The sequence below is a fragment of the Isoptericola sp. NPDC056578 genome (assembly GCF_042793275.1).
In the GTDB taxonomy this organism is placed as follows: domain Bacteria; phylum Actinomycetota; class Actinomycetes; order Actinomycetales; family Cellulomonadaceae; genus Isoptericola.
The window spans coordinates 24940-40747 of the sequence record NZ_JBHTVC010000016.1; the positions used below are offsets into that span (position 1 = coordinate 24940).

The following is a 15808-nucleotide window of genomic DNA, read 5'->3' on the forward strand; positions in this document are numbered from 1 at the left end:
CACCCGGCCGGCACCCGCCGACCCTCAGTCGAGCACGGCGTCGGCCTCGATCTCGACGAGCACGTCCGGCTCGAACAGGCTCTCCACGCCGACGAGCGTGGCGGGCGGCCACGGCTGCGGGATGCCGAGCTCCTCGACGACCTCCTCGATCCCTGCCACGAGGTCGCCGTACCTCTCCGGCCGCCAGCCGACGACGAGGAAGCGCAGGCGGACCACGTCGCCGAACCCCGCTCCGGCGCCGGCCAGCCCCCGGGCGGTGTGGCGCAGCGCCCGGGCGACCTGGCCGGAGAGGTCGCCGACGGCCGCCGGCGACCCGTCGGCGTCGCGGCCGACCTGCCCGGCGACGTGCACGTGCCGGGAGCCCACGCCGATCGCGACGTGGTGGTACGGGACGGGGTGGAGCATGCCGGGCGGGGTGCGCAGGTCGACGGTCACGGGACGTCCTTCCGGTGGGGCGGTCAGGTATCCCGTGTCTACCTGGTCTCCTCAGGCCACTTCAACGAGACTAGGTGTCGTGAACGAGACCGCCCCGGCCCTGGCCCCTGCCCACCGTGAGCTGCTCGACCAGGTGCTCGACAAGTGGTCGCTGCAGGTGCTCGAGTCGCTCTGCGAGCGGCCCCAGCGGTTCAACGAGCTGCGCCGCAGCATCCCCGCCGTGACCCAGAAGTCGCTCACCGCGACGCTGCGGCGGCTCGAGCGCAACGGCATGGTCGAGCGACGGCTCCTCAGCTCCCGCCCGGTCGCCGTCGAGTACCGCGTCTCGGGGCTCGGCAGCACGCTCCAGGACCTCGTGGACGCCCTGCTGGCCTGGTCCGCGTCCGTCCTGCCCGACGTCGAGGCGGCCCGGGAGGCCTTCGACGGCCCCGGGCCCGACGCGGCGCCGCTCAGCCGCTGACGGCGGCGGCCGGCGTGGCGGCCGGCGTCCGACCGCGGGCGCCGAGGTACCGGGCCGCCAGCAACCCGAGGCCGCCGGCGAGGACCTGCACCCCGCCGACGACGACGAGCACCGGACCCGCGCCCACCACGCCGATGACCGCGCCGCCCACGAGGAGCCCGAGCGAGGCGCCGCCCGAGTGCAGCACCGTCTCCGCCGTGAACGCCGCGCGCCGCTCCGCCCCGGAGGTGCGCTCGCTGATCAGCGCGTTGAGCGCGGCGATCCCGAACGGCGTCGCCAGCCCGCCGACGGCGGACACGAGGGCGACGCCCACCACGCTCGGCACCACCGCGGGAAGCGCCGCGAACGACAGGCCGAGCACGGCCCACGTGCCGACCGCCGTCGCGAGGCGCGGCAGTCGGTCGACGAGCAGCGGCGCCGCCAGAGACGCGGCGACCGACGTCGCCCCGTAGCCGCTCATCCCGGCCGCGATCAGCGCGCCGGGCATCCCGTGCTCCACGCCGAGGACCGCCAGCCCGAGGCTGAAGCCGAACCAGCACAGCCCGCCGACGCCCGCCGCGGCGATCCCCACCGCGACCTGCGGGTGCGCGCGCAGGACGGCGAGCACCGCCGTCGGCTCCTCCTCGCCCCGCGCCGGCGCGCGGCCGTCCGCCCGCGGAACCCTGAGCATCGCCGCCGCGGCCACCAGCACCACGGCGGCCTGGCACCACAGCAGCGGCTCCGCGCCCCACGCCACGACCAGCCACGCGCCGAGCGGCGGCGCGAAGATCATCGACACGCGATGGGCGAGGTCCTGCCACGCGAGCCAGCGGGCGGCGGACGCGCCCGCCCCTCCTGCCCCGCCACCGTGCCGTCCGACGTCCGCGAGGTCGGCGACGAGCGCGCGCTCGGCCGGCCCGAGCAGCGCGCCGGCGACGCCGGTCACGAGGCCGGACGCGCACAGGCTGACCGCGCCCACCTGGCCGACGAGCGCCGCGAGCGGCACGATCGCGAGCCCCGCGGCCTGCACGAGCATGACGAGGGCGAGCGCCCGGCCGGACACCAGCCGCTCGCGCAGGCCGCGGCCCCACCAGCCGACCGTCAGCAGCGGCAGCCCCGACATGCCGCCCACGAGGCCCGTGGCCCACGCCTCCCCCGTCTCGGCGAGCGCGACGAGCGGCAGCGCGACGGCGGTGATCCGCGCCCCCACCCAGGTGAGGAACGTGATCGCGGTGAGGATCAGCAGGGGACGTCGCATGCCTCGATCCTCCGCACCGGCGGCCGCCGCCGGTAGACGGCGGCGCGGGCGCCTCGCTCATACGCTGGAGGCATGACCTCCCGTCTGACGGTGGACGACCTGCTGCTCGCCGAGGCGGTCGCGCGGCACGGCTCCGTGGGCGCCGCGGCGCGCGAGCTGCTCGTCGCGCAGCCGTCCGCGAGCCGCCGCCTGTCCGCCCTGGAGCGCCGCCTCGGCACGCCGCTGTTCGACCGCGACACCACCGGCGCCCGGCCCACCCCGGCCGGACGCGAGCTCGCGCGCCTGGCCGCGCGGCTCCTGGCCGACCTGGACGACCTGCCCGACCAGGTGCTCGCCGCCGTCGCCGCGCCGACCCTGTCGGTCGGCACCATCCAGGCCCTCAGCCCGATGGTGCTCACCGCCGTCGAGCTCGAGCTGCCCGACGTCACGGTCCTGCCGGAGGTGGACCACGGCCCGACCCTGGTGCGGCAGGTGCACGAGGGCTCCCTGGACGCCGCGATCGTCACCGTCGCGGAGCAGATCGTGGTGCCGCGCGGCCTGCAGCGCACCCCGCTGGGCGAGTCGCCACGGGTGGTCGTGCTGCCCGCCGGCGTGGCGCCGCTCGCCGCGGGGCGCCGGCCGTTCGCGGGGCGCACGGTCGTGTACAGCCTCATCGACCTGGCCGGCGAGACCACGCACCGGCGGCTGTCGGCCCTGGGCGCCGTCCCGCGCCGCGGCCCCACCACGGAGGCCACGCTCCGCATCGCGCGCGAGCTGGGGTGCCCGGCCCTCGTGCCCGAGCTCACTGCCCGCTGGTACGCCGCGCCCGGCGACCGCGTCGTGCCGTCCCCGGTGCCGGGGGCCGTGCGGGTCACGCTCGTCACCCGGACGCCGCGGCCCGCCGTGCTGGCGGACGCGCTGCCCCGGATCACGGCGCGGGTGCTGGGCGCCGGCGGCGGGGACCGGTAGCGCCGCCCCGGCCGCCCTGCAACGCTCGGGCCGGACGTGGACATGTCCCGGTCGTCACCGTCCCCCGGTCGGAAGGACCGCCCATGCCCACCCGCGAACCGCCGGACCACGAGGCGCGCTTCACCGCGCTCTTCGAGGCCACGCACCGCCCGCTGCTCGCCTACGCGGTGCGACGCGTCGCCGACCCCGCGGACGCCGCCGACGTCGTCGCCGAGGCGTTCCTCGTCGCATGGCGGCGCATCGAGGACGTCCCCGCCGGCCCGGACGCGCGCCCGTGGATGTTCGGCGTGGCGCGCCGCGTCCTCGCGAACCACCACCGCGGGACCAGGCGCCGCACCGCCCTGGCGGACCGCCTGCGGGCCGAGGTCGTCGAGGCCGTGCCGCCTCCGTCCGACGACGACGTCAGCGACGTCGAGCAGGCCCTCGCGCGCCTCGGCGACGAGGACCGCGAGCTGCTGCGCCTCGTCGCGTGGGAGCAGCTCGCGCGGGACGAGATCGCGATGGTGCTCGGCGTCTCCCGCGCCGCGGTGCGCGTCCGGCTGCACCGCGCCCGACGGCGGCTGGCCGACCAGCTGGCCGCGCTCGCCGCGGCGGACGGCGTCCCCGGCGTGCGACGCACCGACCGGGCCGCGCAACGCACCGTCCCGGCCGGACAGGTGATCAGCGGGTGGGCACCTGCCCGCCCCGGAACCGAGGAGGCGTGATGAGCGACCTGATGAAGCGGCTGAGCGCCGCGGACCCGGCCCGCCGGGCCCGACTCGACGCCGTGGACGAGGCGGCGTTCGCCGCCCTGCGCGAGGAGATCACCATGACGAGCACCGACGGCGCGACCGCGCCCGCCCTGCCCACCGCCGGCGACCCGCTCCCCCGGCGACGCCGCCTCGGGCGCCGCGGCGCGGTGGCGCTCGGCCTGGCCGCCGTCCTCACCGGGGGCGGCGTGGCCTACGCGGCGATCCAGGCGTTCCAGGGCTCCAGCGGCGAGGGCGTCACCTGCGTCCACGCCTGGACCGCGGACACCGCCGAAGGGCTGGACGTCGACGCCGCCGGCTCGTGGATCACCGGCGACCCGTACGCCGACTGCACCACGCTGCTCGCCGAGGCCGGGCTGCCCCCGATCGAGGACCCCGTCGCCTTCGCGTGGGACGGCCAGACGGTCGTGGCCCCCGCCGGCCAGGTGCCCGAGGGCGTGCAGCGCCTGGAGGGGTCCCAGGCGGTGGGCACCGGCGTCGTCGAGCTGCAGCAGAGCGTCGTCGACCCGGTCGACGGCGGCTGGAGCGAGTGCCGCTCCGTCGCCGAGGGCGCCACCTGGGCCCAGGGGGAGATCGACCGGCTCGGCCTGCAGGACTGGACCGTCGCCTCGGAGGACCCGAGCGGGACCTCGCCGTCGTGCTCCCACCTCGAGGTCAACGTCGGGGAACGCACGCTCACCGTCAGCCCGTCGGAGGACCCGTACCAGAGGCTGTCCGCGCCGGACGTGGACGCGATGATCGGCGCGCTCCGGGACCGGGTGGTGGACGAGTGCCTCACCGCCGACGAGGCGCGGGCGGTCGCCGACGAGGCGGTCGCGTCGTTCGACTTCGAGGTCCCGACGAGGGAGGTGACCGACGAGTCGGCCGGGTGCTCCCGGGTGGACGTCTTCCTCGGCGGCACCATCGAGGTGACCGTGTACGGGCCGAGCGCGGCCGGCTGACCCGGCCCGACGTCCGTGTCCGCAGCGCCGCTGCCGGCTCAGCGCAGCCGGTAGCGGCGCTCGGGGCGCCCCGCGGTGCCGTAGTTGAGGCGCACCGCGGCGCGCCCCGTCGTCGCGAAGTGCTCCAGGTAGCGGCGGGCGCTGACCCGGCTGACGCCGACGGCGTCGGCGCACTCGGTCGCGCTGAGCTCGGCGCCGTCCGCGAGCACGGCCAGCACGGCGTCGGCGGTCTCCTGGCTGAGCCCCTTGGGCAGGGGCTCGCGCGGTGCGGCGGCCTGCGGCGGGCGGGCGAAGACGGCGTCGATGTCCGCCTGGATGTCCGCGCCGGCGTCGTCGTCGAGCCCTTCGAGCGCGACCCGTGCGCGGCGGAACTCCTGGAGGCGCGCCGTGAGGTCGTCGGACGCGAACGGCTTGACGAGGTAGTGCGCCGCCCCGCCCGCCGCCGCGGCGCGCACCGTGTCCGCCTCGCGGGCGGCGGTGATGACGACGACGCCCAGGTCGTGGCCGGCCGCGCGCAGGCGGCGCAGCACCTCGATGCCGCTCATGTCGGGCAGGTGCACGTCGAGCAGCACGAGATCCGGCCGCAGCGCCTCGACGGCGGCGATCGCGTCGGCGCCCGAGTGGGCCTCCCCGACCACGCGGAACCCCGGGACCCGCTCCACGAAGCGGCGGTGGATGGACGCGACCATGAAGTCGTCCTCCACCACCAGCACGTCGAGGCTCACGCCTGCTGCACCTCCTGGTCGGCCCGTCCGGTGCCCGCGACCGACTGCGGCAGCCGGGCGATGAACACGGCACCGCCCTCCCCGGCACGGGCGTCGCCATTGTGCACCGTCACCCTCCCGCCGCGGCGCTGCGCCAGCACGTGCACCAGGGCGAGGCCCACGCCCCGGCCGGTCGCGCCGTGCGGCTTCGTGCTCCACCCGCGCCGGAAGATCTCGTCCGCCTGCTCGGGCGGCACGCCCCGCCCGGTGTCCGCGACCTCGACGAGGACGTCGTGCGCGGGCCCGTCCAGCGCCAGGCGCACCCGGACCATGGCGGGCGCCGCGACGCCGTGCACGTCCGGGCCCGCGGCCCACGCCGCGGCGTCGACGGCGTTGTCCACGAGGTTGCCGAGCACGGTCCCCACGTCCGCGGACAGGTCCGGGTCCAGTCGGGGCAGCGCGCTGCCCGGGTCGACGACGAGCTCCACGTGCCGCTCGTCCGCGAGCGTCGCCTTCGCGATGAGCAGCGCCGCCACCGCCGGGTCGGCGACGCGCGCCGTCACGACGTCGCTCAGGTCGGCCCGGCGCCGCGTGAGGCGCTCGACGAACCGCCCCACCTCGTCGTACTCCCCCAGCTCGATGAGCCCCGAGACGGTGTGCAGCTGGTTGCTGAACTCGTGCGTCTGCGCGCGCAGCGTCTCGGTGACGCTCTCGCGCGCGTGCAGCTCGCTCTGCAGCGCCAGCAGCTCGGTGCGGTCGCGCAGCGTGGTCACCGTGCCGGCCGGGCGGCCGTCGTGCAGGACGCGGCGGCGGTTGAGCACCAGCACCGTGTCGCCCGCGACCAGGACCGCGTCGTGCACCTCGTCGGTGCCGCGCAGCAGGTCGAGGACGGCGGGGTCGAGGCCCAGGTCCTCCAGGCGGCGGCCCGTCGGGTCGGGCGCGTCGCCCGCTCCTGCGACCGGCCCGACGAGGCCGAGCAGCTCGCGGGCGCTGTCGCTCATGAGGCTCACGGCGCCGTCGTCCCCCACGACGACGACCCCCTCGCGGATCGAGCGCAGCACGCCCTCGCGGTGGTCCGCGAGCGCCGCGATCTGCGCCGGCTCCAGGCCGCGCGTGCGCCGCTTCACCAGGCGTGCCAGCAGCCACGACCCGGCGGCCGCGAGCGCGGTGCCGATGCCCAGCACCACGAGCACGTCGCCGCCGGCGTCCGAGAGCCGCTCCGTCAGCGGCGGGTACGGGTCGGCCAGCACGACGACGGCCACCGGCTCGGGCGCGCGCGGCTCCGGCACCGGGTCGCTGCCGCCGTAGACCGGCACCCACGCCGCGATCGAGCTCCCCGCCACGTCGGCGACGTCGCCGCTGCCGGCGCGCGTGGCGGCGTCGTCGGGCAGGTCGAGACGCTCGCCGGTGCGGGTCGGGTCCGTGGCGACGAGGATGCGCCCCTCGGGGTCGGTGAGGTAGGCGTTGCGGGCGTCGACGTAGGCCGCGCGAGTCTGCAGGTAGAACGCGAGCGCCTGCGTGTCGGGCGCGTCCGCGGCGAGCGACGCCTGCACCGCCGGGATGCCCGCCAGGCCTTCCGCCGCCACCTCGAGCCGGTCCGCGCGGTCGTCGCGGAACTCGGCGTCGGCCTGTCCCAGGAAGACGACGGCGGCCGCGGCGACGACGACGAGCAGCACGGCGAGCTGCAGCGCCAGCACCTGACCGCCGAGCGTCAGGTGGCGCCGGGAGCCCTGCGAGCGTCGTGACCGCAAGTTCCACAACCTCCTTTGGTTGCCCAATGATGACGCGCCCCACGCGTACCTGTGACGATCTCACCCGGGGCACAGCCGCCCCGCAGCACCGACAGTCTGGAGTACCCGGTGTCGACGACGACATCCCGCCGACGACGTGGCGTGCGCGCCGCCGTCGCCGCCGCCCTCGCCGCGACCCTCGTGGCGGTCTCCGCCGCGTGCGGAGTGACGCGCGGCGACGACTCGACCGACCTCGACATGTGGATCCCCAACAGCCCGGGCGGCGGCTACGACCAGACCGGCCGCGCCGCCGTCGGCGTCCTGGACCGCGACGGCATCACCGGCGGCGACATCCAGGTCACCAACATCCTCGGCGCCGGCGGCTCGGTCGCCATGTCGCGGCTCATGGGCGAGGCGGGCAACGAGCGGCTCCTGATGACGCTCGGGCTCGGCGTCGTGGGCTCCACCTACTCGTTCGGCGTGGACGCCCGGCCGCACGACGCGACCCCCATCGCCCAGCTCATCGAGGAGCAGGAGGGCGTGCTGGTCCCCGCGGACTCGCCGTTCGAGACCATCGACGACCTCGTCGCCGCGTGGAAGGACGACCCGGGCTCCGTGGTCGTGGGCGGCGGGTCGTCGCCCGGCGGCCCCGACCACCTGTTCCCCATGCAGCTCGCCAAGGCGACCGGCGTGGACCCGAAAGACCTGCGGTACGTGTCGTACGACGGCGGCGGCCCGCTGACCAGCGCCCTGCTGGGGCACAAGATCCAGGTCGGGTTCTCCGGCCTGGCCGAGTTCGAGGGGCAGATCGAGGCGGGCGAGCTGCGCGTGCTCGCCGTCTCCGGCGACGAGCGCGTCGCCGGGGACGTCCTCGCCGACGTCCCGACCCTCACCGAGTCCGGCATCGACCTCGTCTTCACGAACTGGCGCGGCGTCGTCGCCCCGCCCGGCATCAGCGACGAGGCCCGCGACCGGCTCGTCGACTACCTCACCCGCATGCACGACTCGCCCGAGTGGGACCAGGCCCTGGCCGACAACGGCTGGACCGACGCCTTCACCACCGGCGACGACTTCGAGCGGTTCCTGCGCGAGCAGGACGAGCGGGTGTCGACCACCCTGAAGGAGCTGAACCTGCTGTGAGCACCGAGGTGGAGACCCCCGACGCGGGGCCGGCCGGCGAGGATCCACGTGGCCCGGGCACCCCACGCGTCGACGCCGCCCAGTACGGGCTGTCGGCCGTGCTGCTCGTCGTCGGCGCCTACACCGTCTACGACGCCGCGACCCTCGAGGTCGGGTTCGCCGACCCCGTGGGCCCGCGCGTCTTCCCCTTCGTCATCGGCGCGGGGCTGGCGGTGACGAGCGTGCTGCTGGCCGTCGCGACGGCGCGCGGCTCGCGCCCCGAGCCGGAGGCGGGCGAGGACGTCGACGTCACGACCCCGGCCGACTGGCCCACGGTGCTGAAGCTGGTCGGAGTCATCCTGCTGACCGTCGCCACCGTGAGCTGGCTCGGGTGGGCGCTCGCGGGCGCCGTCCTCTTCGCCGGGTCGGCGTGGGCGCTCGGCAGCCGCACGGTGATCCGCGACGTGCTGGTGGGCCTCGTGCTCGCCGTGGCCAGCTGGTACAGCTTCGTCGTCGGGCTGGGCATCCCGCTCACGCCCGGCGTCCTCGACGGGATCCTGTGAGGGGGCGGGACTGATGGAGAACCTCGGACTGCTGTGGGACGGCCTCGGCGCCGCCCTCACCCCCATGAACCTCCTGTACGCCGCGGTGGGCGTGCTGCTCGGCACCTTCGTCGGCGTGCTGCCCGGCATCGGGCCGGCGATGGCGATCGCGCTGCTGCTCCCCGTGACGTTCGGGCTGGAGCCCACGCAGGCGTTCATCATGTTCGCCGGGCTGTACTACGGCGGCATGTACGGCGGGTCGACGACGTCGATCCTGCTCAACACGCCCGGCGAGTCCGCGTCCGTGATGACGGCGCTCGAGGGCAACCTCATGGCGCGGGCCGGGCGGGGCGCGCAGGCGTTGGCGACCGCCGCGGTCGGGTCGTTCGTCGCCGGCACGATCGGCACGCTCCTGGTCGCGATGTTCGCGCCGGCGCTGGCGGACGTCGCCGTGGAGATCGGCGCGCCGTCGTACTTCGCGCTCATGGTGCTGGCGCTCGTCATGACGGCGACGGTGCTGGGCGCGAGCCCGCTGCGCGGCCTCATGTCGCTGTTCGTGGGCCTGACGATCGGCCTCGTGGGCCTCGACCTCAACACCGGGCAGCCGCGCCTGACGTTCGGCGTCACGCAGCTCGTGGACCGGCTCGACATCGTGGTGGTGGCCGTCGGCATCTTCGCGCTCGGCGAGGCCCTGTGGGTCGCGGCGCACCTGCGTCGCAAGCCCGCGCGCGTCGTGCCGGTCGGGCAGCCGTGGCTGGGTCGTGAGGACCTGCGCCGGTCCTGGAAGCCCTGGCTGCGCGGCACGGCGTACGGGTTCCCGTTCGGCGCGCTGCCCGCGGGCGGCGCCGAGCTGCCGACCTTCCTGTCGTTCGTCACCGAGCGCAGCCTGGCGAAGCGCGGCGTCGCCCGCCGGAGGGCGGACGCCAAGGACGAGTTCGGCCGGGGCGCCATCGAGGGCGTCGCGGGGCCGGAGGCCGCGAACAACGCGTCGGCCGCGGGCATGCTCGTGCCGATGCTGGCGCTGGGCCTGCCCGTGACCGCGACGGCGTCGGTGATGCTGTCCGCGCTCCAGGGGTACGGCATCCAGCCCGGCCCGCAGCTCATGACCGAGCACGCGGACATGGTGTGGACGCTGCTCGCCAGCCTGCTGGTCGGCAACCTGCTGCTGCTCGTGCTCAACCTGCCGCTGGCACCGCTGTGGGCGCGGCTGCTGCGCATCCCGCGGCCCCAGCTGTACGCGGGCATCCTGTTCTTCGCCTGCCTGGGCGCCTACGCCACCAACCTCGACCCGTTCGACATCGCCCTGCTGCTGGTGTTCGGCCTGCTCGGCATGGCGATGCGCCGGTTCGGACTCCCCGTGCTGCCGCTCATCCTCGGCGTCATCCTCGGCCCGCTCATGGAGACCAAGCTGCGCGAGGCGCTCACCATCTCCGGCGGCGACCCCGCCATCCTGTGGAGCGAGCCGCTGGCGATCGCCATCTACGCGGTCCTGGCGCTGGTCCTGCTGACCCGGCCGCTGCTGTCGCGGTGGCGGTCGCGGACGGAGTCGCGGATCGTCGCGGAGGCGGAGCACACGCAGGAGGCGGACGACGAGACCGTGACCGAAGGGAGCGCCCGATGACCACGACCCCGGGGCAGGAGCAGACCCCGCCCCCCGCCGACGGCTGGGTGGTGGTGGCCTGGACGCCCGACGAGTTCGGTGCCGCCGCGCTGGAGCACGCGATCGCCTGGGCCGCCGAGGGCGGGCGCGGCGTGGCCGTCGTCAACGGCACCCGCGGCGACGCCCTGGTGGACGAGCGGTTCGCCGCCCCCGCCGGGCTCGCCGACCTCGCCGAACGGCTGCGGGGCACCGGGCTGCCGCACGTCGTGCGGCAGGAGATGGGGCGCGACGTCGCGGAGCAGGTGCTCGACGTCGCGGCCGAGCTGTCCGCACGGCTCGTCGTCGTGGGGCTGCGGCACCGCAGCCCCGTGGGCAAGCTGCTCATGGGCTCCGTCGCGCAGCGCATCCTGCTCACCGCCGAGTGCCCCGTGCTCGCCGTCAAGCCCGGGGAGCGCCCCGCCTGACGGCCCGAGATCGGTCAACCGGTGCGAGCTCGGTCCTCGTCCCGACCGATCTCGTACCGGATGACCGATCTCGCGTGTAAGGAGCGGCCGGCCCGGGACACTACGTCGTGTGAGCACCCCCGACGACGCCGCCGACCGGCGCGAACGACTGTCCGCGCTGTGGAGCGCGCACGCCGTCCGCGTCCAGGCGTACCTGTGGCGGCACACCGACCCGGACACCGCGCAGGACGTGCTCTCCGAGACGTTCCTCGTGGCGTGGCGCCGCCTCGACGACGTCCCCGACCCGGCGCTGCCGTGGCTGCTGGTCGTGGCCCGCAACCTCGTGCGCAACGCGCACCGCGCCGCGCGGCGCCGCCGCACGCTCGACGACGAGCTCGCCTCGCTCGCGGCCTCCGCGCCCCTGCCGGAGGCCGCGCCCGAGGCCCTCGCCGTCGAGCGCGACGCCCTGCTGCGCGGCCTCGCCCGCCTCGGCGAGCGCGAGCGGGAAGCGATCCTCCTCGTGGCGTGGGACGGCCTCGCCCCCGCCGACGCGGCCGACGTCGCCGGGTGCAGCACCGCGACGTTCCACGTCCGGCTGCACCGCGCCCGACGCCGGCTGGCCGCCGACGCCGACCACGCCGACGGTGCCCCCGGCGCGGCCCCCGCCGCCGCGACCACCGCCCTCCGCTCCGCCGCGTCCTCCAGGAGGTCCGCATGAGCACCGCAGGCAGCTCCACCGGTATCGACGAGCGGCTCGCCCGCCTCGCCCCCACCGCGTCCCTCGACCCCGAGCGGCTCGCCGCCGCCCGCGCGGTGCTCGACGACGTGCTCGACGAGACCCTCGACGGCGACCGCGACGGGTCCGGCCCCTCCCGCAGCCGACGCGTCGGGGGCGCGCACGTGCTCGACCTCGACGACGCCCGCGCCCGCCGCGACGCCGCGGACGGTGATGCCCCCCTCCCCCTGGTCGACGACGACCTCGTCGTGCCGCTCGACCGCGGCCGCACCGCGCGCGAGCGCCGCCGTCGGCGCGTGCAGCTCGGCGCCGCCGCGGCCGGCGTCGTCGGCGTCGTCGCCGTCGGGCTGGTGCTGGCACCGCGACCCGCTCCCGGGCCGGCGTCACCCGAGTCGTCGTGCGCCGAGCAGCTCACCGCGTCCCTGCCCGAGCGGTTCGACCTCCACCCGGCCTGGTCGTCGCTCGCCCACGACACCGTCGGCGGGGCGAGCCTGACGATGCTGCGGTCGCCCGAGAAGCTGACCGGATTCTGCGCGGACACGAGTGACGCGGCGGGCTCGACCAGGACGAACACCCTGTGGACCGATCCCGCGCCCACGGCGTCTGCCGGGGAGGTCACGCTCGGCGGGGTCATGGACGACGACTGGTACGTCGCCTGGGGAGATGTCGGCTCGGGGGCCAGGGACGTCCGGCTCCAGGTGGAACCGCCGCGCGACGCCGGAGCCCCGGGCTCCCTGCTCGTCGTCGACACTGTCCGGGACGGCGCCGGCTGGACCGTCATGATGCCCGGCGACCGCGTGCCGACCGACGCCCGCGTCTCGCTGCTCTGGCGGGAGGACGGCACCGCCCGGTCGCTGGCGCTCGACAGCGCCTGGCCCGAGGACGGGGAGCCGGCCACGGCGCTCACCGAGCAGCGTCGTCAGCGGTGCACGGACGGCCCCGACGTCACCGGCCTCCGGCCTCTGATCGAGCGACGCTACGACGACCTCGGGCTCACCGCGATGATGAACGACCGGCGCGAGCTCGTCATGTGCGTCCAGGACGCATACCCGCCGTACCAGGCCTGGACCGTGACGAACGGCAGGGCCGACGCCGCCCCGGCGCGCGACGTGGCGGCGGTGGAGATCGGCACCTCGACGGACGGCGCCCACGTGCTGACGGGCTTCGCAGGCGCGGACGTCGAGCGCGTCGAGCTGGAGACGGAGGACGGCACCGTCGTCCCCGCCGAGCTGTCCGACGGGTACTGGGTCGCATGGAGCACGACCTCTGGCGGCGACATCCTCGACGAGGCACAGCTGGTCTGGCATCTCGACGACGGCTCGCGGCACGAGGACTGAGCGCTAACCTGCCCGGATGTCTCGTGCGGTCCCTGACCTCCGCGCCCTGTCCGACCGGCAGCGCGAGCTGCTGAGCGCCTGGCTGCCGGACGTCGCGGTCAAGGAGGACATGAGCTGGGGACTGGTGGAGACGACCGTCCTCCGCGTGGCCGCGGGCGGGCGGACGCTCGTCGTCAAGGCCGGGGGCGAGCGGGATCACCACATCGCCCGCGAGGTCCGGGCGCACCGGGAGTGGACGGGGCCCTGGCTCGCGGACGCCCCCGACGCACGGGTGGACGCGGACCGGGTGGACGCGGACCGGGTCGGGCGCCTGGTGCGCGCCGACGTCGACGCCAAGCTGCTCGTCACGACGTACCAGCCGGGCCGGCTGGTCCAGGACGACGCGGCCGCCGCCGACCCGGACACCTACGAGCAGGCGGGGCGGCTGCTGGCGGCCCTGCACGGGCAGCTCGCCGTCGAGGACGTCGGCTACGAGGCGAGGGCGAACGCCCGGTCCGAGCGGTGGCTGGGCGGTCCGCACCGGATCGCCCCGGGGGACGTGGCGCGGTTGCGCACGCTGATCCGCTCCTGGCCCACGCCGCCCGCCGTCGTCGTCCCGACGCACGGCGACTGGCAGGCACGCAACTGGCTGGTGGACGACGGTGGCACTGTGCGCGTCATCGACCTCGGCCGCGCGGACCTGCGGCCGGCGATGAGCGACCTCGACCGGCTCGCGTCGCGGGAGTTCCGGCGGTACCCGGGCGCCGAGGAGGCGTTCCTCGTCGGGTACGGGCCCGACCCGCGCGAGCCGGGGGCGTGGTCCCGGTCGCGGGTGCGCGAGGCGATCGGTACCGCGTGCTGGGCGTACCAGGTGGGCGACGACGCGTTCGAGGCGCAGGGCCACCGCCTCGTCGCGGAGGCGCTGGCCGACGCCGGCGGCGCCCGCCCGACGAGCCCCTGATCAGGCCGGACGGGCGCCGCAGGCAGCTCATTGCGGTGCGGTGAGGTGCTCCTCCCACGGCAGCAGGGTGACCGGGTGCGGCGGGTGGTCGGACGCCCTCAGCGTCAGGTCCACGACCGCGGCGCGCACCCGTGCCCAGTCGCCGTCGCCGGGGCCGCCGGGCCCGTCCGACCCCTGCGCGACCTCGAGGATCTGTCGCAGCACCAGGACGGCGCGTGCCCGGTCGACCCGGTCGGCGGTGCCGGGCCGGGTGGCGGCGCGCACGACCTGGGCGGCGAGCGCCGCGCCGCGCGACCCTGGCTCGAGCGGGTCCGACGTCGCCAGGCGCACCGGCACCGGTGCCGCGCGCAGCGACCATCGCGCGCCGGACGGGTCGTGCGCCACGATGCGCGTCGGGCCGCGGAGCAGCGACGCCACCAGCAGCCCGACGGCGACCAGCACCGTCACGCCGCCGACGGTCAGCACCCAGCCGGCCGTCTGCGGCCCGGCGACGTCGGTGAGCATCAGCACGCCCAACCACACGACCCAGACGGTGGCGCAGCCGAGCGCCACGAGCGCGAAGATCAGGGGCGCGGAGGCGTCCCCGGGGCGTCGGCGTCGAGTGCTCATACCCCTCAGTTGCCGGCCGAGGCCCGATCACTACCTCCGACCTTCGAACCGACGTCTACGCTCAGCCCGTGACACGCCGCGCGCGACGGCTCCTGCCGCCCCTGTGGGTCCCGGTGCTCCTCCTCGTCGTCGCCCTGCCCTTGTCGGGTGCGCTGCCGGCCGCCGAGGCCCGCTCCCTCGCCGCCCTGACCGGGCCGGTGCTGGGCTTCGTCGTCCTGCTCACGGTGGTCGCCGAGCTCTGCGCCGGCGCGGGGCTGTTCGACGCCGTCGCGGACGGCGCCGCCCGGCTCGCCCGCGGGCGGGCGATGGCGCTCTGGCTCCTCGTGGCCGCAGTCGCGACCGTCTGCACCGTCGTCCTGTCGCTCGACACCACGGCCGTGCTGCTCACCCCGGCCGTCGTGGCCGTCGCCCGCCGCGCCGGCCGCGACCCGCTCCCCCTCGCGCTCACGGTGCTGGCGCTCGCCAACACGGCGTCGCTCCTGCTGCCGGTCTCCAACCTCACCAACCTCATGGCAGCGTCGTCGTTCGACGCCGGGTACCTCGGCGTCATGGTGGCGCCCGCCGTCGCGGTGGTCGTCGTCGTGGTCGCCGCGCTCGCCGTCCTGCACGCGCCCGCCCTGCGCGGCACGTACGCCGTCCCGGAGCCTCGCCGGGCCGCCGACCCGGTGCTGCTGTGGACGGCGGGCGCGGTCGTCGTCCTCATGGGGGCCGGCTTCGCCGCCGGGCTGCCGGTGCTGCCCGTGGCGCTGGGCGCCGCGGTCGCGCTCGGGGCCGCGACGGCGTGGCGCCGGGTGCCGCTCCTCGTCCCGGTGCGCGAGCTGGTGCCGTGGCGGACGGTCGTGGTCACCGCCGGCCTGTTCGCCGTCGTCGGGACGTGGCACGCGCACGGTCTCACCGACCTGCTCGCCCCGCTCGTGGGCACGGGCGACGACGCGGGCGCCCTCGCCCAGGTCGCCGCCGTCGGCGCGGCGTCCGCGAACGCGGTGAACAACCTGCCCGCCTACCTCGCCCTCGCCCCCACCGTGACGGGCGACGACGCCCGGCTGGCGGCCTTGCTCGTCGGCGTCAACGCCGGGCCGCTCGTCACGCCCTGGGCGTCGCTCGCCACGCTGCTGTGGCTCCAGCAGTACCGGCGGCACACGTTCTCCGCGCCGGTGGGCCTGGTGCGCCGCGTCGTCACCCAGGGCGCCGTCGTGGCGCCGCTCGCCGTCGCGGCCGGCGTGCTCGCCCTGGCTGTCGTGGGCTGACGTCCCGGCTGCCGGGGCGGGTACGGTGCCA

17 protein-coding genes are annotated in these 15808 nt (G+C 76.4%); 12 read left to right on the forward strand and 5 right to left on the reverse strand.

Going from position 1 to position 15808, the window contains the following annotated elements; genetic code table 11:
• Window positions 1–24 precede the first annotated feature (24 nt).
• Window positions 25–435, reverse strand: coding sequence for a RidA family protein (locus ACFQ80_RS08620; RefSeq protein WP_430563348.1), 411 nt, complete (start codon window positions 433–435; stop codon window positions 25–27).
• 79 nt (window positions 436–514) lie between these two features.
• Between ACFQ80_RS08620 and ACFQ80_RS08625 the strand changes: the two genes are divergently transcribed.
• Window positions 515–895, forward strand: a complete 381-nt coding sequence (locus ACFQ80_RS08625; protein WP_430563349.1) for a winged helix-turn-helix transcriptional regulator — start codon at window positions 515–517, stop codon at window positions 893–895.
• Here the strand turns inward: ACFQ80_RS08625 and ACFQ80_RS08630 are convergent.
• A complete protein-coding gene (locus ACFQ80_RS08630) occupies window positions 885–2132 on the reverse strand; it encodes an MFS transporter (RefSeq protein WP_430563350.1) in 1248 nt (415 codons plus the stop codon). The genes ACFQ80_RS08625 and ACFQ80_RS08630 overlap by 11 nt on opposite strands.
• Window positions 2133–2204: 72 nt before the next feature.
• Between ACFQ80_RS08630 and ACFQ80_RS08635 the strand changes: the two genes are divergently transcribed.
• The 3 genes from ACFQ80_RS08635 (at window position 2205) to ACFQ80_RS08645 (ending at window position 4770) form a co-directional block, all read left to right on the forward strand.
• Window positions 2205–3080: a LysR family transcriptional regulator gene (locus ACFQ80_RS08635; protein WP_430563351.1), complete on the forward strand. Its 876-nt coding sequence runs from the start codon at window positions 2205–2207 to the stop codon at window positions 3078–3080.
• Between the two features lie 83 nt (window positions 3081–3163).
• Entirely contained in the window at window positions 3164–3784 is a 621-nt protein-coding gene (locus ACFQ80_RS08640; protein ID WP_430563352.1) for an RNA polymerase sigma factor, read from the forward strand.
• On the forward strand, window positions 3784–4770 hold the full coding sequence (locus ACFQ80_RS08645; RefSeq protein WP_430563353.1) for a hypothetical protein: 987 nt from the start codon (window positions 3784–3786) through the stop codon (window positions 4768–4770). The genes ACFQ80_RS08640 and ACFQ80_RS08645 overlap by 1 nt, the downstream gene beginning before the upstream one ends.
• A 38-nt stretch (window positions 4771–4808) precedes the next feature.
• Here ACFQ80_RS08645 and ACFQ80_RS08650 read toward each other — a convergent pair whose 3' ends face one another.
• The gene (locus ACFQ80_RS08650) at window positions 4809–5495 is read right to left on the reverse strand and encodes a response regulator (protein WP_430551430.1); all 687 of its coding nucleotides are present in this window, start codon (window positions 5493–5495) and stop codon (window positions 4809–4811) included.
• Window positions 5492–7225, reverse strand: a complete 1734-nt coding sequence (locus ACFQ80_RS08655) for a sensor histidine kinase (RefSeq protein ID WP_430563354.1) — start codon at window positions 7223–7225, stop codon at window positions 5492–5494. The genes ACFQ80_RS08650 and ACFQ80_RS08655 overlap by 4 nt, the downstream gene beginning before the upstream one ends.
• A gap of 108 nt (window positions 7226–7333) precedes the next feature.
• Here ACFQ80_RS08655 and ACFQ80_RS08660 point away from each other — a divergent pair, with 108 nt between their 5' ends.
• The 7 genes from ACFQ80_RS08660 (at window position 7334) to ACFQ80_RS08690 (ending at window position 13921) form a co-directional block, all read left to right on the forward strand.
• On the forward strand, window positions 7334–8344 hold the full coding sequence (locus tag ACFQ80_RS08660; protein ID WP_430563355.1) for a Bug family tripartite tricarboxylate transporter substrate binding protein: 1011 nt from the start codon (window positions 7334–7336) through the stop codon (window positions 8342–8344).
• Entirely contained in the window at window positions 8341–8886 is a 546-nt protein-coding gene (locus tag ACFQ80_RS08665; RefSeq protein ID WP_430563356.1) for a tripartite tricarboxylate transporter TctB family protein, read from the forward strand. Before ACFQ80_RS08660 ends, ACFQ80_RS08665 begins: the two co-directional genes overlap by 4 nt.
• Window positions 8887–8899: 13 nt before the next feature.
• Window positions 8900–10486, forward strand: a complete 1587-nt coding sequence (locus ACFQ80_RS08670; RefSeq protein WP_430563357.1) for a tripartite tricarboxylate transporter permease — start codon at window positions 8900–8902, stop codon at window positions 10484–10486.
• On the forward strand, window positions 10483–10929 hold the full coding sequence (locus ACFQ80_RS08675; RefSeq protein WP_430563358.1) for a universal stress protein: 447 nt from the start codon (window positions 10483–10485) through the stop codon (window positions 10927–10929). Before ACFQ80_RS08670 ends, ACFQ80_RS08675 begins: the two co-directional genes overlap by 4 nt.
• 109 nt (window positions 10930–11038) lie before the next feature.
• Complete coding sequence (locus tag ACFQ80_RS08680) at window positions 11039–11626, forward strand: RNA polymerase sigma factor (RefSeq protein WP_430551436.1); 588 nt, start codon at window positions 11039–11041, stop codon at window positions 11624–11626.
• Window positions 11623–12981 carry a hypothetical protein gene (locus ACFQ80_RS08685; RefSeq protein WP_430563359.1) on the forward strand — a complete coding sequence of 453 codons (1359 nt, stop codon included), beginning with the start codon at window positions 11623–11625 and terminating at the stop codon, window positions 12979–12981. The genes ACFQ80_RS08680 and ACFQ80_RS08685 overlap by 4 nt, the downstream gene beginning before the upstream one ends.
• Before the next feature lie 16 nt (window positions 12982–12997).
• Window positions 12998–13921, forward strand: a complete 924-nt coding sequence (locus ACFQ80_RS08690) for a phosphotransferase family protein (RefSeq protein WP_430563360.1) — start codon at window positions 12998–13000, stop codon at window positions 13919–13921.
• A gap of 27 nt (window positions 13922–13948) precedes the next feature.
• Here ACFQ80_RS08690 and ACFQ80_RS08695 read toward each other — a convergent pair whose 3' ends face one another.
• Window positions 13949–14530, reverse strand: coding sequence for a hypothetical protein (locus ACFQ80_RS08695; protein ID WP_430551439.1), 582 nt, complete (start codon window positions 14528–14530; stop codon window positions 13949–13951).
• 68 nt (window positions 14531–14598) lie between these two features.
• On the opposite strand from ACFQ80_RS08695, the gene ACFQ80_RS08700 reads away from it, so the two are divergent.
• Window positions 14599–15777, forward strand: coding sequence for an SLC13 family permease (locus ACFQ80_RS08700; protein WP_430563361.1), 1179 nt, complete (start codon window positions 14599–14601; stop codon window positions 15775–15777).
• The last annotated feature ends 31 nt before the right edge of the window (window positions 15778–15808 follow it).

Excerpts from the sequence above, each read along its gene's own strand:
- ACFQ80_RS08630 (WP_430563350.1), bottom strand. The coding sequence starts at position 2,132 with ATGCGACGTCCCCTGCTGATCCTCACCGCGATCACGTTCCTCACCTGG.
- ACFQ80_RS08635 (WP_430563351.1), top strand. The coding sequence starts at position 2,205 with ATGACCTCCCGTCTGACGGTGGACGACCTGCTGCTCGCCGAGGCGGTC.
- ACFQ80_RS08640 (WP_430563352.1), top strand. The coding sequence starts at position 3,164 with ATGCCCACCCGCGAACCGCCGGACCACGAGGCGCGCTTCACCGCGCTC.
- ACFQ80_RS08645 (WP_430563353.1), top strand. The coding sequence starts at position 3,784 with ATGAGCGACCTGATGAAGCGGCTGAGCGCCGCGGACCCGGCCCGCCGG.
- ACFQ80_RS08670 (WP_430563357.1), top strand. The coding sequence starts at position 8,900 with ATGGAGAACCTCGGACTGCTGTGGGACGGCCTCGGCGCCGCCCTCACC.
- ACFQ80_RS08675 (WP_430563358.1), top strand. The coding sequence starts at position 10,483 with ATGACCACGACCCCGGGGCAGGAGCAGACCCCGCCCCCCGCCGACGGC.
- ACFQ80_RS08685 (WP_430563359.1), top strand. The coding sequence starts at position 11,623 with ATGAGCACCGCAGGCAGCTCCACCGGTATCGACGAGCGGCTCGCCCGC.
- ACFQ80_RS08690 (WP_430563360.1), top strand. The coding sequence starts at position 12,998 with ATGTCTCGTGCGGTCCCTGACCTCCGCGCCCTGTCCGACCGGCAGCGC.
- ACFQ80_RS08695 (WP_430551439.1), bottom strand. The coding sequence starts at position 14,530 with ATGAGCACTCGACGCCGACGCCCCGGGGACGCCTCCGCGCCCCTGATC.